General features: G+C 73.0%; 12 protein-coding genes and 1 pseudogene. 8 read left to right on the plus strand and 5 right to left on the minus strand.

What is annotated here, in order from left to right; translation table 11 throughout:
* Window positions 1–88: 88 nt before the first annotated feature.
* Window positions 89–2659, minus strand: a complete 2571-nt coding sequence (locus ACZ4VA_RS10585; protein ID WP_468080819.1) for an ATP-binding protein — start codon at window positions 2657–2659, stop codon at window positions 89–91.
* 321 nt (window positions 2660–2980) lie between these two features.
* Here ACZ4VA_RS10585 and ACZ4VA_RS10590 point away from each other — a divergent pair, with 321 nt between their 5' ends.
* Both ACZ4VA_RS10590 and ACZ4VA_RS10595 read left to right on the plus strand, forming a co-directional pair.
* Window positions 2981–4699, plus strand: coding sequence for a phospholipid carrier-dependent glycosyltransferase (locus ACZ4VA_RS10590; RefSeq protein ID WP_468080821.1), 1719 nt, complete (start codon window positions 2981–2983; stop codon window positions 4697–4699).
* Between the two features lie 143 nt (window positions 4700–4842).
* Window positions 4843–7392: a SpoIIE family protein phosphatase gene (locus ACZ4VA_RS10595; protein WP_468080823.1), complete on the plus strand. Its 2550-nt coding sequence runs from the start codon at window positions 4843–4845 to the stop codon at window positions 7390–7392.
* 61 nt (window positions 7393–7453) lie between these two features.
* On the opposite strand, the gene ACZ4VA_RS10600 is transcribed toward ACZ4VA_RS10595, so the two are convergent.
* Together ACZ4VA_RS10600 and ACZ4VA_RS10605 are read right to left on the minus strand one after the other, a co-directional pair.
* Window positions 7454–8440 carry an aldo/keto reductase gene (locus ACZ4VA_RS10600; protein WP_356175218.1) on the minus strand — a complete coding sequence of 329 codons (987 nt, stop codon included), beginning with the start codon at window positions 8438–8440 and terminating at the stop codon, window positions 7454–7456.
* Between the two features lie 240 nt (window positions 8441–8680).
* A complete protein-coding gene (locus ACZ4VA_RS10605; protein ID WP_355793954.1) occupies window positions 8681–9256 on the minus strand; it encodes a pep a2 in 576 nt (191 codons plus the stop codon).
* Between the two features lie 309 nt (window positions 9257–9565).
* On the opposite strand from ACZ4VA_RS10605, the gene ACZ4VA_RS10610 reads away from it, so the two are divergent.
* The 5 genes from ACZ4VA_RS10610 to glgB all read left to right on the plus strand — a co-directional run bounded on the left by ACZ4VA_RS10610 (window position 9566) and on the right by glgB (window position 17491).
* On the plus strand, window positions 9566–9856 hold the full coding sequence (locus tag ACZ4VA_RS10610) for a DUF5133 domain-containing protein (protein ID WP_355793953.1): 291 nt from the start codon (window positions 9566–9568) through the stop codon (window positions 9854–9856).
* Window positions 9857–9946: 90 nt separating this feature from the next.
* Window positions 9947–12004 (plus strand): alpha-1,4-glucan--maltose-1-phosphate maltosyltransferase, encoded by a 2058-nt coding sequence (locus ACZ4VA_RS10615; RefSeq protein WP_468080826.1) that lies wholly within the window; start codon window positions 9947–9949, stop codon window positions 12002–12004.
* On the plus strand, window positions 12001–13719 hold the full coding sequence (gene treS, locus ACZ4VA_RS10620) for a maltose alpha-D-glucosyltransferase (protein ID WP_388904473.1): 1719 nt from the start codon (window positions 12001–12003) through the stop codon (window positions 13717–13719). The genes ACZ4VA_RS10615 and treS overlap by 4 nt, the downstream gene beginning before the upstream one ends.
* Before the next feature lie 28 nt (window positions 13720–13747).
* Window positions 13748–15139 carry a maltokinase N-terminal cap-like domain-containing protein gene (locus tag ACZ4VA_RS10625; RefSeq protein ID WP_356164072.1) on the plus strand — a complete coding sequence of 464 codons (1392 nt, stop codon included), beginning with the start codon at window positions 13748–13750 and terminating at the stop codon, window positions 15137–15139.
* Between the two features lie 54 nt (window positions 15140–15193).
* Entirely contained in the window at window positions 15194–17491 is a 2298-nt protein-coding gene (gene glgB, locus ACZ4VA_RS10630) for a 1,4-alpha-glucan branching enzyme (RefSeq protein WP_468080829.1), read from the plus strand.
* Window positions 17492–17518: 27 nt separating this feature from the next.
* Here glgB and ACZ4VA_RS10635 read toward each other — a convergent pair whose 3' ends face one another.
* Window positions 17519–18940, minus strand: a complete 1422-nt coding sequence (locus ACZ4VA_RS10635; RefSeq protein ID WP_468080831.1) for a M1 family metallopeptidase — start codon at window positions 18938–18940, stop codon at window positions 17519–17521.
* A gap of 133 nt (window positions 18941–19073) precedes the next feature.
* Entirely contained in the window at window positions 19074–19862 is a 789-nt protein-coding gene (locus ACZ4VA_RS10640; protein ID WP_389389376.1) for a PIG-L deacetylase family protein, read from the minus strand.
* A 198-nt stretch (window positions 19863–20060) separates the two neighbouring features.
* Between ACZ4VA_RS10640 and ACZ4VA_RS10645 the strand changes: the two are divergent.
* Window positions 20061–20917, plus strand: a pseudogene (locus ACZ4VA_RS10645) (Gfo/Idh/MocA family protein).
* The last annotated feature ends 27 nt before the right edge of the window (window positions 20918–20944 follow it).

The following is a 20944-nucleotide window of genomic DNA, read 5'->3' on the forward strand; positions in this document are numbered from 1 at the left end:
ACCCGCTCTCGCTTACGGTTCAACTTTCTAGTCCCGTGTCCGTCCCGTGGACATGCGTGCCGGTCACTCAGCTCGACGCGGCGGCTACCTACGTTTCGCGCGCGGGCAGCACGCCCAGTTCCCGCGCGCGTTCCGCCGCCTGGCGCCGGGTGTGCACACCGAGTTTGTCGAGCACCGCGGCGACGTGGTTGTCGACGGTCCGCACGGACAGCACCAACCGATCGGCGATCTCCGGGTTGGTCAGCCCGCGGGCGAGCAGTCGCATCACCTGGAGCTGGCGCTCGGTGAGACCGGCCGGGTTCCCCCGGGTCGTGGTGAGCGGCCCTCGCGGGATGCGCCGGATGCCGAGGTCCCGCAGCTGTGCACGGATCAAGCGGGCCAACGGCCGGCCGCCCAGCGCGTCCAGGGCGGCGAGCGCGGTGAGCTTGTCGTCGGGTTCGGGGCTCTCGGCGAGCGCCGCCGCCCGCTCGTACGGGCAGCCGGCCTCCTGCCAGGCCGTGGCCGCGGCCTGCCACTGGCCGGCTGCCTGGAGCGCGTACGGGTGCTCCGAGCCGTCCGCGGGGACCGGGCACCCCGCCCGGGTGAGCCAGTAGCCGAGTTCGGCGCGGTGGGACACCGCGTCCAGGCGGCGGGCCTGCGCGAACACCGGGCCCGCCACCGCCGCCACCGCGCCGTGGTCGCCGTCGAGCCAGGCCGCCTCGGCGAGGGCGGCGGCGACCGGTCCGGTGCGCTGGAGCTCGCTGCTGCGCACCGCGATCTCCCAGGCCCGGCCGAGCAGTTCGCGCGCACCGGCGCGGCCGCTGCGGACCCGTACGCGGCCCAGCACGGTCAGGGCGGGACTGCGGGCGGGGACGAACTCCCGCACACCGAGTTCGGCGTACCGTTCGGCGTCCTCCCAGTCCCCGGCGGCGAACCGCCGCATGGCCATCTCCACTTGGAGGTAGCTCAGGAAGCCCAGGTGCTCCGCCCGGTCGGCCAGCTCCATGGCGGGTGCCAGGAAGCGGTCCGCCTCGCGGTGTTCGAGGTTTTCGAGCAGGGTCCAGATGATGTTGGCGTAGGCCCGGCAGGCGTGCTCGACCTCGCCCGCCGCCAGAGCCACCTTCAGACTCTCCTCCAACTGCGCCCGTCCCAGCGGGTCTCCGCCCCGCCAGCGCGCGGAACCCACGTTGTTGAGAGCGTGCGTGAGGATCTCCCTGTCCCCGGTCCCGCGCGCCAGTCCGACGGCCCGCTCGCCGAAGGCGACGGCCTGGGCGTTGCGGTCGGAGAGCATGAGGAGCTGGGAGATGTTGCTGAGGGCGAGGGCGAGCAGCCGCTCGTCTCCCGCGCCCTCCAGTACGGCGATGGCCTCCTGCGCGGCCTCCCGCGCCTCCTCGGCGTGCCCCGCCCACCAGCGGATCCGCGAGAGCCACCGCAGTGCCGCGCCGAGCGCGCGGGCGTCCCCCAGCGACCGCCGCAGCTCGACCGCCTCCCGCTGAGCGCGGACGGCGGAGCGGGAGTCCGCGACGGTGTAGCTCTCGACGGCGTACCGCTCCAGCAGTTCGGCGCGTTCGGCCGGGGCGAACCGCTCGCCGTGCCGCAGGACGAGCCTCAGCAGGGCGGCCGCCTCCCGGTGCGCGCCGGCCTGCGCGGCGTCGCGGGCGGCGCCGGGCCCGTAGCGGGCGATCGCCTCCAGGTCTCCGGCCTGCGCCGCGTGGTGGACGATCCGTGAGGAGTCGGTGCCCGGCAGGGCGGTGAGAGCGCTCAGCACGTCGCGGTTGAGCGCGATGCGGCGTGTCGCGGGCAGCGAGTCCGCGACGGCGCAGCGGATCAACTCGTGCCGGAAGCCGACCCGTTCGGGGGTCACGACGAGCAGTCCGCGCCGCTCGGCCGCGGCCAGCGCGGAGACGCCGTCGGACAGCAGGACCTCCGCGAGCCTGTGCTCCAGGGCGTCCCGGGTGGACCCGTCCAGCGCCCGCAGCCGGGCCAGTACGGCGTCCACCACCGTCGGGGGCACCTCGCCGAGGGCGCCGGCGGCCATCACCTCGGCGACGAAGAACGGGTTGCCGGACGTCACCTCGTACACCTGCGCGGGATCGAGACCGCCACCCGCGCTCAGCCGTCGTACGGCGTCCAGGGACAGCGGGGACAACGGCAGCCGCAGCACCCGCTCCGCCCGGGACACCTGGCCGAGCAGGGGGCGCAGCGGGTGCTCCCGGTCCAGCTCGTCGTCCCGGTAGGTCATCACGAGGACCGCCGGGAGCCGTTCGACCCGGCGGACGAGGAACCGCAGGGCGTCGAGCGACGCCTCGTCGGCCCAGTGCACGTCCTCGACGACGAGCACGGTCGGGCGGGGCGGCCCGGTCAGTTCCGTGCGCAGGGCGTCGTGGACGCGGTGCCGGTCGCCGCCTCCGTTGAGCGCGTCGGCCAGTGGGGCGCCGACGCTGCCGAGGAGATCGCGGAAGGGGCCGAGGGGACGTCGGGTCGCCAGGTCGTCGCACTCCCCCAGCAGCACGCGTGCCTGGGCGGGAAGCACCTCGGGCAGCGCCCGCACGAGGCTCGACTTGCCGATTCCGGCCTCGCCGAGGACGAGCGCCACCGAACCCGCGCCGTCGGCTGCTTCCCGTACGGCCGCGGCCAGTTGGCCGAGTTCCTTCTCGCGTTCGAGGATCCCCCCATCCACGGTTGCGATTCTGGCACGCGACGCGTCGGCCGGTGGGCGACCGCGGCCGGTCGGGACGGGGGCGCACGGATGAGGCGGCTGCGCGGGCGCGGCGGGCGGACCGGCCGGTGTCGGCATGCCGCGTCCGGCGGGACGCGCGCACCCCGGTGGCCTCCGTGCTCTAGCGTGTCGGACGGCATCTCCCGGCGCGGGCCGCGCCGTTGAACCGTTCCGGGCGGGGCCGCGTACCAAGGGAGGGCGGAAGGGTGGGGCCGTGAGGTCGTCGTGCGTGGCGGACAGAGGAAGTGGCGGCATGGCCGGAACGCTCGCCGGGGTGCCCGCGTGACGGCACAGGACGCGGCGCCGGTGCTCGGCCCCGGCGCCGGGCGGACCGGCCCGGCCGGGGTGCGGGACTCCCCCTCGGCCGGACGGGTCGGGCCGCGACGGCAGCGGCGATGGCTGCTGCCGCTGGTGGTGGTCGCCCTGCTGGCCCAGATGGCGTTCGCGATGGTCTCGACGGCCGTACGGCAGACGCCGACCATCGACGAGCCGGTGTACGCGGGCACCGCCGTGGTCTACGCGCAGCAGCACAGCCTGCGCTACAACCCGGAGCACCCGCCGCTGGGCAAGCTGATCATCGCCTCGGGGCTGGTGTTCGCCCGTCCGCACCTCGACCCCGGTTTCACCGGTGACCAGACGGCACTGGGCCGGCATCTGCTGTACGAGTCGGGCAACGATCCCGGGCGGCTGCTGCTGTGGGCGCGGCTGCCGGTGATCGTCCTGACGCTGCTGTTCGGGCTGGTGGTGTTCGCCTTCGCCCGTGATCTCACCGGTCCCTGGGGCGGATCTGCGGCACTGACGCTGTACGCGTTCTCGCCCGACCTCATCGCTCACGGATCGCTGGCCACCCTGGACGTGCCGGCCGCCGGTTTCCTGCTGACCTCGGTCTGGCTGGTGTGGCGGGCGCGGCGGCGTCCGGCGCTGTACCTGCCGTTCGCCGGCGCGGCACTGGGCGCGGCCGTGGCCACGAGGATGAGCATGCTCGCGGCCGTGCCGGTGGTGCTGTGCCTGGTGGGCTGGTCGGTGTGCGTCGCGTACCGGGACCGCAGGTCCGGCGTAAGGCCGCGGGCCCGGCCGCTGGGGCGGGGGGTCGTGGCGGCGGCCGGTGTGGTGCTGGTCGTCGTGGCCGTGGTGTGGGCCGCCTACCTCGCCGTCGATCCGCGGCTGCGGTGGTCGGCGCCGGCCGGTGTACCGGACATCCGCGGGACCCGGGGGCTGGTCACGGACCTGCTGCCGTTCCCGCGGCCGTACCGGGACGGCATGCGCGTCCAGTTCGGCTTCGAGTACGCGGCCTGGGAGGGCTTCCTGCTCGGCCGGCACTACCGTGGGTCCCTCTGGTACTACCTGCCGGTGGCACTGCTGATCAAGACGCCGCTGGGCGCGCTCGCCCTCTGGTCGGCCGGTGCCGTCGCCCTCCTGGCCGTACCGCGGATGCGGGCCGCGGCCCCGTACGTGCTCGCCTGTCCGGCGGTCCTGCTCGCGGCGGCCATGCTCGGCTCCCGTGACCTGGGCGTCCGGTACGCGATCTTCGTGCCGGTGTTCCTCGCGGTCGCGGCCGCCTCCGTGACCCTCTGGCGCGGGCGACGGGCGCGCCTGGTGACGGGGGCCCTCGTGGCGTTCGCCGCCGTGAGCTCGCTGCTGACGTACCCGTACTACCTGCCGTACTCCAACGAGGCGTTCGGCGGGCCCTCCGCGACCCATCTGCGGCTGCACGACTCGAACGTCGACTGGGGCCAGGACCTGGGACGGCTCGCCGACCGGCTCCGCGACCGGCACGCGGGCGAGCGGGTCTGGCTGGTCTACAAGGGCAGCGGAGTGCCCTCCCACTACGGGATCCGGGCGTCCGACCCGCGCAAGGTGCCCACGGCCTCCGTGCACGGTCTGCTCGTGGTCTCCGACTCCGCGGCGGCGAAGGCGAAGGGCCGGCTCGCCGAGCTGATCGCCACCAGCAGGCCCGTGGAGGAGGTCGGCCACTCCATCACCCTGTACCGCCGCCCCTGAGGCCTGCCCTCGCCGCGCGTCGCCGACCCGCGGTGGTCCGGACGGCGTGCCCCCGGCGGCGCCGAGGTGCGGGGGCGGGTCCGGGGAGCGCATTCTGGCTGTGTTACCGACCAGGTGCGTGCTGCGCGGACGAGGACAGACCGATGACTGGGAGCGCCGACCGTACGGAGCGGGCGCAGGAACGGCTGGCCGCGCTGCTCCACCGCGCCGTGGCCGATTCGATCCAGGCGGTCGGCGGCTACGCGGGCGGCGTGTACCTGCGCTCGCGCACCCCCGGGCTGCTCAAGCTGGCCGTGCTCGCCGGACTGCCGGGATCGCTGTTCCGCCCCTGGTGGCGCATCCACGTGGACCGGCCCTTCCCGGCGGCCGATGCCCACCGGCTCGGCACCGACGTCCTGCTCGCGGACGCCACGGAGACCATGCGGCGCTACCCGCAGCTCGCCGCGGGCCTGCCGTTCCAGTTCGGCTCGGCGTACGTGCCCGTGGTGGGCGCGTCGACGTGCTTCGGGGTACTGACCGTGCTGCACCCTTCCGTCCCGGACCCGCCCGAGGCGGTGCTGGACCTCGACCGGATGACCGCGGTGGCGGAAGGGCTGGGGACCGCGCTGCTGTCGCTGGAGGACGAGCATCCCGGGCTGACCTGGGACAGCGAGCCGCTGTGCGTGCGGCCGCCCGCCCTCGGCGCGTCCCCGGCCCGCTTCGGCCGGTTCACCTGGGATCCGGCGAACGCCATGGTGACCGGGGACGACGCGCTGTGGGACCTGCTGCGCGTCGACCCCGAGGACTTCCCCGGAACGCCGGAGGCGCTGGCGCGGGCGCTGACGCCCGACGACGCGGGCCGGCTGCTGGTCGCCCTGCGCGAGACGGCCACCGGGCGTCCCCCGGCGCTCCCGCTGACGGTGCGCGGGGTGGCGGGGGGCCGGCGCCTGCTGGAGCTGTGGACGCCCGGCGGGACCCCCGGCAAGGCGTCGCGCGCGCACCGTGTGAACGGGCTCGTCATCGACCCCGGGCCGGGCCCGGCCGCCGCCGAGGCCGCCGACCTGCTCACGGAGGGCGTGTTCGCGCTCGACCGGCTCGGGATGATCACGTACGTCAATCCGCGCGCCGCCCAGCTGCTCGGCAGGCCGCGGACGGAGCTGCTCGGGCGGTCGCTGTGGGAGGCCGTGCCGTGGCTCGACCGCCCCCGGTACGAGGATCATCTGCGCGGCGCGCTGCTGTCACCGGGGGCGGTGCACTTCCAGGTCAGACGCCCCTCGGGGGATCCCGGCCGGCGTCCTGCGGGGCCGGACGAGGGCGAGTGGCTCACCCTGTCGGTCCATCCGGGCCCGGACAGCCTCGCCTGCAAGGTGGTGCCGGTGGGGGGCGCCTCCGCCGCGCAGTCCGCGCCGGTGGACGCCCGCCAGCTCACCGCCGACGAGATCACCGGCGACGGGACCACGGAGGGGATCACCTCGACCGCGCCGCTGTACCGTCCGATCGTCCTCGCCATCGCGCTGACCGAGGCGGTGACCGCGCGCCAGGTGTCCGAGGTCGTGATGCGCGAGCTGCTGCCCGCCTTCGGCGGCCGGCGCCTGGCCATCTACCTGCTGCAGGAGCGCCATCTCTACCTCGCGTGGGAGACGGGCTTCCCGAAGGGCTTCCTCGCGCCCTTCGACGGTGTCGGTCTCGACACCCACCTGCCGGGGGTCGACACGCTCACCAGTGGACGTCCGCTGTTCTTCGAGTCCATGCCGCAGCTGGCGGAGGCGTACCCGGACATCCCCCTGGACGCCACGGAGGGAGCCCGGGCGTTCCTGCCGCTGATCGCCTCGGGCCGGCCGGTCGGCTCCTGCATCCTGGGCTTCGACCGCCCCCGCCCCTTCAGCACCGAGGAACGGGCGGTACTGACCGCCCTGGCCGGACTGATCGCCCAGGCCCTGGAGCGGGCCCGGCGCTACGACACGGAGGCGGCCCTCGCCCGGGGGCTGCAGGAGGCGCTGCTGCCGCACCGGCTGCCCGCGCACCCCCTGGTGGAGACGGCGGGCCGCTATCTGCCGGGCACCAAGGGGATGGACGTGGGCGGCGACTGGTACGACGTCGTGGAGGCGGGCGACGGGCTCGCCCTGGTCATCGGCGACGTGCAGGGACACGGAGTGCAGGCAGCGGCCACCATGGGCCAACTGCGCAGCGCCGTGCGGGCGTTCGCGCTCGGCGACCAGCCCCCGGACGAGGTGATGAGCGGCACCAACCGGCTGCTCATCGACCTGGACCCCGGACAGTTCGCGAGCTGCTGCTACGTGAGGCTGGATCCGGGCACCGGGCGTGCCCGGGCCGCCCGGGCGGGTCACCCGCAGCCCCTGCTGCGTCACCCCGACGGCCGTACCGAGGTGCTGGACCTGCCCGGCGGGGTGGTGCTCGGGGTGGACCCCGGTGCCGTCTACCCGGTGACGGACCTGCTCCTGGAACCGGACGCCGTGCTGGCGCTGTACACCGACGGACTGGTCGAGAGGCCGGGCCACGACATCGACGACGGCATCGCGAACCTGCGGACCGCCCTCTCCCAGGCGGGCGGCCCGCGCTCGCGGCCCGGCGCCCCCTCGCTCGCGGGCACCGCCAACCGGCTCACCGAGGAGGCCCGGCACGCCACGGAGCGGCCGGACGACATCGCGCTGCTGCTCACCACGTGCCGCACCGGGCGGACCCGGAAGCGCTGAGGGCGCCGCGCCGGGCGTGCGTGCCGTCTCCCCGACACGCTCCCGTCGGCGCCCCGGCCGGTCAGTGCGCCGCGTCCAGCCGGGCGCGCTGCTCCGGTGTCAGTTCCAGGTCGACGGCGGCCAGGTTCTCCTCCAGCTGGGCCACCGAGGAGGCACCGGCGAGCGGGATCACGGGCAGCGTGCCGCCGATCTGCCAGGCGAGGACGACCTGGTTGACCGTCGCCCCGGTCTCCCTCGCGACGTCCCGCAGCACCGCGAGGCGGGCGGGCGTGCCGGGGTGGTCGTAGTCGGACGGCAGGGGCTTGTCGTCCCGCGTGTAGGCACCGCCCAGCAGGGGTGAGTAGGCCACGAGGGTCAGGCCGGGCTCGGCACGCAGGTAGCTGAGGAGGTCCGGGGTGGCACCGCCGAGGCTTCCCTCGGGGAAGAGCCCGTCGGGCACGTCGGTGCGCGGCCGGAGCAGGCTGTGCTGGTACTGCAGCACCTCGTAGCCGGGCAGTCCCGCCGCGGCGGCGATCGCCCGCGCCCGCTCCACCCGCCAGGCGGCGTGGTTGCTCACCCCGAGCAGCCCGACGGTCCCCTCGGCCACCAGCCCGGCGAAGCCCTCGACGGTCTCCCGCAGCGAGACGGTCCGGTCCTCGATGTGCGCGTACAGCAGGTCGAGGCGGTCCGTGCCGAGCCGTTCCCTGCTCCGTTCGGCCGCTTCCCTGATCACCTTCGCGGACAGTCCCTCCGGGTTGTCGACGAAGCCGGTGCCGGGGGCGAGCGGGCGGGCGCCGAGTTTGGTCGCGATGACGATCTCGTCCCCGACTCCGCGGCTGCGCCGCCACCGCCCGAGCAGGGTCTCGCTCTGGCCGCCCTGGCCACCGTCCACCCAGTAGGCGTAATTGTCGGAGGTGTCGATGAAGTTTCCCCCGGCCTCGACGTAGCGGTCCAGGACGGCGAACGAGGTCTTCTCGTCCGTCATCGAGCCGAACAGCATCGCGCCGAGCGCCAGCACGCTCACCTCGCGGCGGGTCGCCGGGTCGGTGCCGATCGTGCGGTACCTCATGGGTGTGCCCTCCCTGCCGGCCCGGCGTTCGCGGACCTGACGGGGAGTCTGGATCCTGGAGCGCACTTCAAGTCAAGTACCCGCTGCCCGGGGAGACTTCAGGGTGCGCCGATCCTTGGAGCCGGGCCGGTTCCGGACGCCACCCGGCCGCGGCTGCCGGAGCAGGCCGCGGCCCGGTGGGGCGCCGAAAGGGCGCGGGGAGAACGTGTGTCACGGGGAGATCCGGCACACGTGCGCGCGTCACACGGGAACTCGCGGACGGTGCGCCGGCCGGTGCTCGGCCTCGTCCGGCGCCGGGCCGTCGGCGCGCTCGGTCTCCGCTTCGAGCGGGATCTCGCTCGTCGGGCCGACCAGGGCCGGCACCGGCATCTCGCGGGGGGCCTGAAGCGCCTCCAGAAGGGCGGGCGAAGGCGCGGCGGGCACCAGCGGTGCGCGTTCGGACGCCTGCACGCGCCGGGCGAACCAGATGATCTTGCCGCCGACACCGGTGGCGCAGCAGCCCCAGCCGTCGCTCAGCGCGGCGATCCGGGCCAGGCACCCCTGCGGCGCGTAGTGCGGGCGGATGTCCTGGTTGTTGTCCGAGATGGCGGTGATCAGGTGCTGACCGTTCCACCACATCTCGATGGAGGTGTTCTTGTCCGTCGCGTGGCGGTCGATCGTGTGCAGCAGAGCTTCCGCGCACTGACAGACGGACTCGACGAGAATCTCCAGGTTCCAGTACCGGAGATGGGCGGCCAGGATACGCCTGACCTGCCCGACCTTTTCCGGGCTGACCTCCACGTCGAGGTGGTAGTAGCAGGGCACTACAGCGTTCATCGTCGTTGGCTCCTCACCGGCGAAGCTCTCGCTTCTCCCACCGCCCTGACGGGCCGAGCCCCGAACACGAAGCGTGAGCAGTGATCGCTCCTGAGTCACTCTCAGGGTGGGAGCGCTAGCCCGTTCGTGCAACTCGAGAACCGGCCCCGGTTTTTTCGTTGAAGAGCCAACAAGACGCTCGCGGGTGTCCCGTGCACCATGGGGGAGGGCTCCGGTGCTGTGACGAACCGGTTCCTCTCCGTGCACGGCCCTTCGGGCAAACCCTGGACGAGCCGTGCGCAGTCGACAAGTGGGAAGGTGACCAGCGAGATGTTGCTACCCGCAAAAGCCGAGGTCGCCCTGCATCTTGAGCGATACCGGGCGTGGGAACGCCTGCTGCTCGCGGCCCCCGCCGACCACACGGTGCGGGGGAAGTTCGAGAACACGGCGTACACCCTGTGCGTGCTGATGGGCGAGCGTTGCGCCCGTGAGGCCGCCGACGCCGCCGAACGCTACCTGCGCCCCCACACGGCGGCCAAGGCCCTCCACCACATGAGCGGCCGGCCCCACGGTGGCGCGAGCAAGCAGAGCCGCGGCGTCAGCCCGGCACTCGGTGGATGACGACAACGACAGAACCCCGCTGCACGGCCGGGCTTTCCGATGCAGCTCTCAACCGCAGGCGTGTGCTTGAGGACGGCGGAGGCGAATCCCATGGACCTGGAAGGCAACCCGGCCACCGGCCGCATCCCGATCGTGGATGTGCGGCCCGTCGTCGACCGCGGCACCCGGCCGGCGAAAGCCGTCGTGGACGAGACCTTCCAGGTCACCGCCACCCTCTTCGGTGAGGGTCATGACGCGGTCGGGGCCAACGTCGTGCTGAGCGGACCGGACGGCCGGGAGGGCCCCTGGACCCCGATGCGCGAACTCGCCCCGGGCTCCGACCGATGGGGAGCCGAGGTCACCCCCGAGGCGGCCGGCGCGTGGACGTACCGCGTGGAGGCGTGGAGCGATCCCATCGCCGCCTGGCGGCACGCCGCGGGGATAAAGGTCCCCGCCGGCATCGACATCCCGCTGATCCTGGACGAAGGTGCCGCGCTGTTCGAGCGGGCCGCCGCCGGGGCCCCGCGGGGCGCCGCCCGCCGGACGCTCAAGGTCGCCGCGCGGACACTGCGCGACGACTCCAGGCCGGCGGAAGCACGCCTGTCGGACGCGCTGACCCCCGAGGTGGACGCCGTCCTCGCCGCCCACCCCCTGCGCGACCGGCTCACCCGTACGGAGCCCATGCCCCTCCTCGTGGAGCGCGAACGGGCCCTGTTCGGCGCCTGGTACGAGTTCTTCCCGCGCTCCGAGGGCGCCGTGGTCCAGGAGGGCCGGCCCCCGGTCAGCGGGACGTTCCGCACGGCCGCCGAGCGGCTGCCCGCGATCGCGGAGATGGGCTTCGACGTCGTCTACCTCCCGCCGATCCACCCGATCGGCACCACCTTCCGCAAGGGCCCGAACAACACCCTCTCGGCCAGCCGGCAGGACGTGGGCGTGCCGTGGGCGATCGGCTCGCCGGAGGGCGGCCACGACGCCGTCCATCCGGACCTGGGCACGATCGAGGACTTCGACGCCTTCGTACGGCGGGCCTCGGGCCTCGGCCTGGAGGTGGCCCTGGACTTCGCGCTCCAGTGCTCGCCGGACCACCCGTGGGTGGAGAAGCACCCGGAGTGGTTCCAGCACCGTCCGGACGGGACCATCGCCTACGCGGAGAACCCGCCGAAGAAGTACCAGGACATCTACCCGATCGCCTTCGACCGGGACATGCCGGGCCTGGTCGAGGAGACCGTGCGCGTCCTGCGGCACTGGATGGACCACGGCGTGCGGATCTTCCGGGTGGACAACCCGCACACCAAGCCGGTGGTGTTCTGGGAGCAGGTCATCGCCGACGTCAACCGCACCGACCCCGACGTGATCTTCCTGGCCGAGGCGTTCACCCGGCCCGCGGTCATGCACCGGCTGGCCGCGGTGGGCTTCCAGCAGTCGTACACCTACTTCACCTGGCGCAACACCCGCCAGGAACTCACGGAGTACCTGAGCGAACTGTCGGGCGAGTCGGCCGCGTACATGCGGCCCAACTTCTTCGTGAACACCCCCGACATCCTCCCCGCCTACCTCCAGCACGGCGGGCGCCCCGCCTTCGAGGTGCGGGCGGTGCTCGCCGCGACCCTCTCCCCCGCGTGGGGCGTCTACGCCGGCTACGAGCTGTGCGAGAACACCCCCGTCCGCGCGGGCAGCGAGGAGTACCTGGACTCCGAGAAGTACCAGCTCCGTCCCCGGGACTGGGAGTCCGCCGAGCGGGACGGCCGGACGATCGCCCCGCTGATCGCCCGGCTGAACCGGATCAGGCGCTCGCACGGCGCCCTGCGCCGGCTGCGCAACCTGCGCTTCCACCGGGCGGACAACGACGCGCTGATCGCGTACAGCAAGCGCGACGGCTCGGACACGGTTCTCGTGGTGGCGAACCTCGACCCTCACCACACCCAGGAGGCCACGGTCTCGTTGGACATGCCGCAACTCGGCCTGGACTGGCACGAGACGGTGCCCGTGCACGACGAGCTCACCGGCGAGACCTACCACTGGGGCAGCACGAACTACGTGCGGCTGGCCCCCGGCGGTGCGCATGTCCTCGCTGTGGGCCGGGAGGCTGAGAACCACGACTCCCCGGATGAGCACGGCACCGCCCTGCGCCCGTCCTCATCGCAGATCGGAGGGTCGGTCACCACATGATCGTCAACGAACCCGTCCCGGACACCTTCGAGGACACCCCCGCCAAGGACCGCGACCCCGAATGGTTCAAACGAGCCGTCTTCTACGAGGTCCTCGTCCGCTCCTTCCAGGACAGCAACGGCGACGGCGTAGGTGACCTCAAGGGCCTCACGAGCAAACTCGACTACCTCCAGTGGCTCGGCGTCGACTGCCTCTGGCTGCCGCCCTTCTTCAAGTCACCGCTGCGCGACGGCGGTTACGACGTCAGCGACTACACCGCCGTACTGCCCGAGTTCGGCGACCTCGCCGACTTCGTGGAGTTCGTCGACGCCGCCCACCAGCGCGGCATGCGCGTCATCATCGACTTCGTCATGAACCACACCAGCGACCAGCACCCGTGGTTCCAGGAGTCCCGCAACAACCCCGACGGCCCCTACGGCGACTACTACGTCTGGGCCGACGACGACAAGCAGTACCAGGACGCCCGCATCATCTTCGTCGACACCGAAGCCTCCAACTGGACCTTCGACCCCGTCCGCAAGCAGTACTTCTGGCACCGCTTCTTCTCCCACCAGCCCGACCTCAACTACGAGAACCCACGGGTCCAGGAGGAGATCCTGGCGGCCCTGCGGTTCTGGCTGGACCTCGGGATCGACGGGTTCCGGCTGGACGCGGTCCCCTACCTCTTCACGGAGGAGGGCACGAACTGCGAGAACCTGGCCGCGACCCACGAGTTCCTCAAGCGGGTCCGCACCGAGATCGACGCCCACTACCCCGACACCGTGCTGCTGGCCGAGGCCAACCAGTGGCCGGAGGACGTCGTCGACTACTTCGGCGACTACGCCGCCGGCGGCGACGAGTGCCACATGGCCTTCCACTTCCCGGTGATGCCCCGCATCTTCATGGCCGTCCGCCGCGAGTCGCGCTACCCGGTCTCCGAAATCCTCGCCAAGACCCCCGCCATCCCCTCGAACTGCCAGTGGGGCATCTTCCTGCGCAACCACGACGAGCTGACCCTGGAGATGGTCACCGACGAGGAACGCGACTACATGTACGCGGAGTACGCCAAGGACCCGCGCATGCGCGCCAACATCGGCATCCGGCGGCGCCTCGCCCCGCTGCTGGACAACGACCGCAACCAGATCGAACTGTTCACCGCGCTGCTGCTGTCCCTGCCCGGCTCGCCGATCCTCTACTACGGCGACGAGATCGGCATGGGCGACAACATCTGGCTCGGCGACCGCGACGCCGTCCGCACCCCCATGCAGTGGACCCCGGACCGCAACGCGGGCTTCTCCACCTGTGACCCCGGCCGCCTCTCCCTGCCGACGATCATGGACCCGGTCTACGGCTACCAGGTCACCAACGTCGAAGCGTCCATGAGCAGCCCCTCCAGCCTGCTCCACTGGACCCGGCGCATGATCGAGATCCGCAAGCAGAACAAGGCGTTCGGCCTCGGTTCCTACACCGAACTCCCCTCCACCAACCCGGCCGTCATCGCGTTCCTGCGCGAGTACAAGGACGACCTCGTCCTGTGCGTGCACAACTTCTCCCGCTTCGCACAGCCGACCGAGCTGGACCTGCGGGAGTTCGACGGGCGGCACCCGGTCGAGCTGATCGGCGGGGTGCGCTTCCCGGCCATCGGCGAGCTGCCGTACCTGCTGACGCTGGCGGGCCACGGCTTCTACTGGTTCCGGCTCCGGGCCCTCTCCTCCCGCGTCATCCGGCGTTCTTGATCGTGTACATCTGAAAGGACGCGTCGCCATGCCGAAGATTGCACTGCAAAGACCGAGCAGCCTCGATCGCGCCCCGCTGCTCAGCTCGCTCGCCGAGCTGCTGCTCGCATGGCTGCCGCGGCAGCGCTGGTTCGCGGGGAAGGGCCGGACCATCACGGACCTGACCCTGCTGTCGGTGACCGAGTTGCACCCGGGCTGTCTGCATCTTCTGGTACGGGCCGAGCACGAGGGCCCGCCGGCCGGTCGCGGGCCCGGCACCTCTCCCCCGCCCGACGACTGCTACCAGCTGCTCCTGGGCGTGCGGGAGTTCCTGCCGCCCAAGCTGGCGCACGCCGTCATCGGGCGGGCCGACGAGGGTCCGCTGGCCGGCCTCATGGTGTACGACGCGCTCCAGGACTCCGAGGCCGCGGGGCTGCTGCTGGAGCGGCTGCGCCACCCGGGGACGGCGGGCCCGCTGCGCTTCGAACGGGACACCCGGGTGCCGCTGCCCCACGGGCTGGCCCCGCGCCTGCTGGACGCCGAGCAGTCCAACACCTCACTGGTGTACGGCGACTCCTTCATCCTGAAGGTGTTCCGCCGCATCCAGCCGGGCGTCAACCCGGACCTGGAGGTGCCCGCGTCGCTGGCCCGGCAGGGCTGCACGCGGGTGCCCGCGCCGGCCGCCTGGTTCCAGACCTCGCACCCCGAGCAGGCGACGCTGGGTGTCCTCCAGCCGTACCTGCGCGACGCCACCGACGGCTGGGCCCTGGCGCTGGAGACGCTCAGCTCGGAACGGGACTTCACCCAGGAGGCGTACGCGCTCGGACGGGCCACGGCCGAGGTGCACCTGGCGCTCGCCAAGGCCTTCCCCCTCGACACCCCGACCCGGCGCCACAACAGGCGCTTGGCGGAGGCGATGACCGAACGCCTGCACGCCACCGCCCGTTCCGTCCCCGCGCTGCTGCCGTACGTGCCCGGGCTGCAGAGCGCGTACGACGCGCTCGCGCGCCTCGACACCGCCCGTCCCGCCCAGCGGATCCACGGCGACCTCCACCTCGGCCAGGTGCTGCGGACCGGGCGGCGGTGGTTCGTGATCGACTTCGAGGGCGAACCGGCCCGTCCGCTCGCCGAGCGCCGGCGCGCCCAGTCCCCCGCCCGCGACGTCGCGGGCATGCTGCGCTCCTTCGACTACGCGGCCCGCTCCCGGCGCCCGTGGCGGCCGGAATGGGCCCAGCGCTGCCGCGAGGCGTACTGCGCGGGCTATGCCGCCGAGGCACGCTGGGACCCCCGGGAGGAACCCGAGGTGCTGCGGGCGTACGAGACGGACCGGGCGGTCTACGAGGTGCTGTACGAGGCCCGGCACCGGCCCGACTGGCTGCCCGTGCCGATGGCGGCGATCACCCGGCTCGCCGAGACGCCGCTCAACCCCCGGCGGCAGTAGCGCGCGCCCCTTTTTCGTTCCCGCTTTCTCTCTGCTCAAGGAGGCTCAAGAGCCGTGGCACCCCACACCACAGTCGTTCCCGATCCGTCCGCTCCCGTCCTGTCGGCCGGGACCCCGGAGCCCGCCGCCATGACATCCCGGGCGGGACCGCCGCGACCCGGGCACGGCACCCCGGGCGTCCGCCCGGCCGAGGCCATGGACGCGACGGACCGCGCGCGGCTGCTGTCGGGTGCCCACCACGACCCGCACGCCCTGCTGGGCGCCCACCCTGTCCCGGGCGGCGTCAGGTTCCGCGTCCTGCGCCCGTACGCCCGGACGGTGGCCGTGCGGGTCGACGGAGAGCGCACGGAGCTGCGCGACGAGGGCGACGGCCTGTTCTCCGGCGTCCTGCCTCTCGACGCCGTCCCCGCGTACACGCTGCTCGTGGCCTACGACGGTGACGAGTCCGAGGTGGCGGACCCCTACCGCTTCCTGCCCGCCCTCGGTGAACTCGACCTGCACCTGATCGCCGAGGGGCGCCACGAGGAGCTGTGGCGGGCCCTGGGCGCGCAGCCGATGGTCCACGAGGGGGTCGTCGGCACCCGCTTCACGGTCTGGGCGCCGAACGCCCGGGGCGTCAGGGTGTGCGGGGACTTCTGCCACTGGGACGGCGCCGCGTACCCGATGCGCTCGCTCGGCTCCACCGGAGTGTGGGAGCTGTTCCTTCCCGGCATCGGGGCGGGAACGGCGTACAAGTTCGACATCACCCGCCCGGACGGCACGCACACGATGCGCGCCGACCCGATGGCCCGGCGTGCCGAGGTGCCCCCGGCGACCGCGTCGATCGTGACGGAGTCGGCGTACGAGTGGGGTGACCAGGACTGGATGGCGCACCGCGGCGACGTCCCGGTGCACGAGGCCCCGTTCTCGGTGTACGAGGTGCATCTGGCCTCCTGGCGGCCCGGCCTGAGCTACCGCGAGCTGGCGGAGGAGCTTCCGCGGTACGTCGCCGAACTCGGGTTCACGCACGTCGAGTTGATGCCGGTCGCCGAGCACCCCTTCGGCGGTTCCTGGGGTTACCAGATCACCGGGTTCTACGCCCCGACCTCCCGGCTCGGCACCCCGGACGACTTCAAGTACCTGGTCGACGCCCTGCACCGGGCCGGGATCGGCGTGCTCATGGACTGGGTGCCCGCGCACTTCCCGCGCGACGACTGGGCACTGGCCCAGTTCGACGGCACCCCGCTGTACGAGCACGGCGACCCCCACCGGGCCGCGCACCCCGACTGGGGCACGCTGGAGTTCGACTACGGGCGCCGCGAGGTGCGGAACTTCCTGGTCGCCAACGCCGTGTACTGGTGCGAGGAGTTCCACATCGACGGCCTGCGCGTGGACGCCGTCGCCTCCATGCTCTACCTCGACTACTCGCGCGAGCCCGGACAGTGGACGCCGAACATGTACGGCGGCAACGAGGACCCGCACGCCGTCTCCTTCCTCCAGGAGATGAACGCCACCGTGTACCGGCGGAACCCGGGCGTGGTCACCATCGCCGAGGAGTCGACCGCCTGGAACGGTGTCACCCGGCCGACCTCCGACGGGGGCCTCGGCTTCGGGCTGAAGTGGAACATGGGCTGGATGCACGACTCGCTGGTCTACATCTCGAAGGACCCGGTGCACCGCAAGTACCACCACAACGAGATGACCTTCTCGATGGTGTACGCGTACAGCGAGAACTACGTGCTGCCCATCTCCCACGACGAGGTCGTGCACGGCAAGCAGGCGCTCGTGGCCAAGATGCCCGGCGACTGGTGGCAGCAGCGGGCCAACGAACGCGCCTACCTGGGTTACATGTGGGCCCACCCGGGCAAGCAACTCCTGTTCATGGGGCAGGAGTTCGCGCAGGGCGGGGAGTGGTCGGAGGCCCAGGGGCCCGACTGGTGGCTGCTGGACCCGGGGTACGAGGCCGAGCCCGACCACCGCGGGGTCCGAGACCTGGTCCGCGACCTCAACGCCCACTACAAGGGTGAGCCGGCGCTGTGGCAGCGCGACACCGACCCCTCGGGCTTCTCCTGGGTGGTGGGCGACGCGGCCGAGGACAACGTCTTCGCCTTCCTCCGCCACGCCGCCGACGGCTCCCCGCTGCTCGCCGTCAGCAACTTCTCCCCGGTCGTGCGGCACGACTTCCGGCTCGGGGTGCCGGACGACGTGCCCGCCTGGCACGAGGTCCTCAACACCGACCTCGCCCGGTACGGCGGCAGCGACGTCACCAACTGCGGTGTGCTGAAGCCCGAGCCGGAGCCGAGCCACGGCCGTCCGGCGTCGCTGCGGCTGACTCTGCCCCCGCTGGCGACGCTCTGGCTGCGACCCGCCTGACGGCGGGCCGCGGCCGGGCGGCTTCCCTCAGGGCCGCTGCGGCTTGCCCGCCGTGCCGATCCAGGTGCGGAACAGCGCGTCGAGGTCCTTGCCGGACAGCCGCTCGGCGAGACGCGTGAACTGCGCCGTGGTGCCGTGGCCGTCCCGGTGGTCGGCGGCCCAGGTCCGCAGGACGCGGAAGAAGACCGGGTCGCCGACGGCGGTGCGCAGCTTGTGCAGGGCCATGGCTCCGCGGGCGTAGACGGGGGTCGCGAAGATGTGGGCTCCGTCGCCGGGGTCGGCGGGGGCGAACGCCCACAGGTCGTCGGCCGCCGGGCGCGCGTACAGGTCGTCGAAGGCCTTCTGGGCGCTCTCGCCGCCGTGCTGCTCGGCGTAGAGCCACTCGGCGTAGGTCGCGAAGCCCTCGTTGAGCCAGATGTCCTTCCAGCTGGTCAGGGAGACCGAGTCGCCGAACCACTGGTGCGCGCTCTCGTGGACGAGGGTGCCGAGGTCCGGTGCGCGGTCGTAGACGGGGCGGGTCTGGGTCTCCAGCGCGTATCCGACCCGCGGGGCGTGGTCGACCACGGCGCCGGCGGCGCGGAAGGGGTACGGGCCGAACAGCTTGCTCTCCCAGGCCAGTACCGACGGCAGCTTCTTGAGGACGGGTGCCGCCTCGGCCGCCTCGCGCGGGTCGACGGCGTTGTAGACCTCGATCCCGTCCGCGGTCCTGTACCGCTCGACCTCGAACGTGCCCACCGTCGCGGTGGCCAGGTACGCGGCCATCGGCTCGGCCTGCCGCCAGCGGAAGGTGGTGCGGCCGTGGGCGGTCCGCCGGCCGAGCAGGACGCCGTTGGAGACCGCGGTGCGCCCCTCGGGCACGGTGAGGGTGATGTCGTAGGACGCCTTGTCCTTGGGGTGGTTGTTGCCCGGGAACCAGGTCATGGCCCCCTGCGGTTCGCCCGCCACGAACGCCCCGTCGTCCGTGGGGATCCAGCCGTCCAGTGAGCCGTCGGGGTCGGTCACCGGGCCGGGCGTGCCGGCGTAGGTGACGGTGACACGGAACTGCCGGCCCTCGCGCAGCGCGTGCTTCGGGGTGATCACCAGTTCCTGGCCGTCCCGGCGGAAGGCGGCCTTGTCGTGGCCGACCGTCACGCCGGTGACCTTCAGTCCCTTGAGGTCTAGGTCGAAGCGGGTGAGCCGCTGGGTGGCGCGGGCGGTGACGACCGCCTTGCCGTCGAGGTGGCGGCTGCCGGGGTCGTAGCCGAGGGTCAGGGCGTAGTGGCGGACGTCGTAGCCGCCGTTGCCCGCGAGGGTGAAGTAGGGGTCGCCCACGCCGGGCGCTCCCCCGGCGGCAGCGGCGGGTGAGGCCGCGGCCAGCAGGGCCGCGACGGCGACGGGGACGACCGCGGCGACGGCTTCCCGGCGGAGGACGGCCGGGCGCCCGAAGGCCTGCTGACGGGGCAGAGTCACGTTCGCTCCTGGGGGTGGCGGTGATCAACGCCGATCAGCCTAGGGGTCTCGGGGCGGCGGGAAACCCTCGATCAGGTCAAGTTCCGCCGGAGCGGGGGCTGGTGCTCCGGCGGATCGGCCGTGGGGCCCGTGTTCACGCCCAGGGCGGCGGGCCGTCGGGGATGAGCTGGTGGACGTCGAAGAGGACCGCCGACTCGACGCCGAGGGCCTGGCCGGCCGTCCGGCCGACCCAGGTCAGGAACGCGCCCGGTTCGAAGGCCTGGTCCCCCAGTCCCTTGGTGTACTCGGCGTGGGCCTCCAGGGAGGCGATGCCCCGGCGCAGGGGTTCACCGGTGACGTCCACGCCGTGGGTGGGCCGTTCGGCGCCCGCGACGCACACCATGCGGACGCCGTTCCACGGCTGGAGGCCCTCGTCCTCCAGCTCCGGGAAGATCCAGCGGTTGCCCGCGTCCCGTGCCGCGTCGAGAGCGGCCAGGCCCACGGCGCGGTGGTCCGCCTGGTTGGTCATGCCGCCGATCATCCGGACGGAGAACGCACCGGTGACCACGACCTCGGGGCGGTGGCGCCGCAGCGACCGGACGATGTCGCGCCGCAGGTCGAGTCCGTACTCGACGACACCGTCGCGGTGGTCGAGGAACTCGACGGTGTCGACGCCGACTTCGAGCGCGCCGGCCCGCTCCTCGGCCTCGCGCAGCGGCTTCGCCCGGTCGGGGTGCAGCGCGTCGATTCCTGCCTCGCCGCGCGTCGCGAGGAGGTAGGTGACCTGCTTGCCCTGGGCCGTCCAGCGGGCGACCGCGCACGCCGCGCCGTACTCCAGGTCGTCGGGGTGCGCCGCGACCGCGAGACATCGCTGCCAGTCCTCGGCCAGTGCGGGGAGCGAGGGGGCGTCCGCGACGCCGTCTTTGTCGTGAGTGGGGTCCATGACCGAATGATGACGCCGTGCGCCTGTTGTGCGACAGAGGCGCGAGGTGCGGATCCCCGGCGTGCGCGGCTCCGCGGCGGACGGGCTTCCCGGCCCTGGTCAGGACGCGGCATCTCGTGATGGAGTTCCGTCACCCGCGCCCCACGACAGAACGGACTCCCCGTGAACGGCACTCCGCCCGCCTGATCCTTCCCGCCGGTGGGGGTCGGGCTCGTCGGCGCGGGCCCCTGGGCGCGGGCCGTGCACGCGCGCGTGCTCGCCGCCGGGCCCGAGACGCTGCTGACCGGCGTGTGGGCGCGCCGCGCCGAGGCGGCCCGGGAGACCGCCGCACCGTACGGGGCCGCCGTCGCGGCGAGCTTCGAGGAACTGCTCGACGGCTGTGAGGCGGTCGCCTTCGCCGTGCCCCCGGCCGTCCAGGCGGACCTCGCCCTCCGTGCCGCCCGGGCGGGCAGGGCGCTGCTGCTGGAGAAGCCCCTCGGCGTCGACCTGCCCTCGGCCCGGCGGCTCGCCGACGCGGTCGAGGAGGCCAGGGTCGTCTCCCAGCTCGTGCTGTCCAACCGCTATCACCCCGCCGTCCGGGAGTTCATCGGCGCCGCACGCGGCCTGGACGTGGCGGGGCCCGCTCCTGCCTGGTGCACGGCGCCTTCCTCGGCGGTGACTTCGCGACCTCCTGGCGGCTGGAACACGGTGCGCTGCTTGACCTCGGCCCGCATCTGCTGGACCTGCTCGACGCGGCGGTCGGGCCGATCACCGGCATCCGGGGCACCGGTGACCCGCGCCACTGGATCGAGCTCACCTGCGAGCACGAGAACGGCGCGGTCAGCCAGGCCTCGCTCTCCGGGGCGGTGAACGTCTCGCAAGGCATCACCCGCGTCGAACTGTTCGGGGCGCAGCCGCCGCTCGTGTACGACAGCACAGGTCTCGACAGCGAGGAGGGCCGGCCGGTGCTGCGCCGGGAGTTCGCCACCGCCGTACGCACCGGGGTGCCGGGCGAGCTGGACGTCCGGCGCGGCCTTCGGCCGCAGACGCTGATGGCACGGGCCGTCAAGGGCTGACGGCGGCCCCGTTCAGGGGAAAGACCG

It is taken from the genome of Streptomyces sp. NPDC028308 (genome assembly GCF_055565855.1).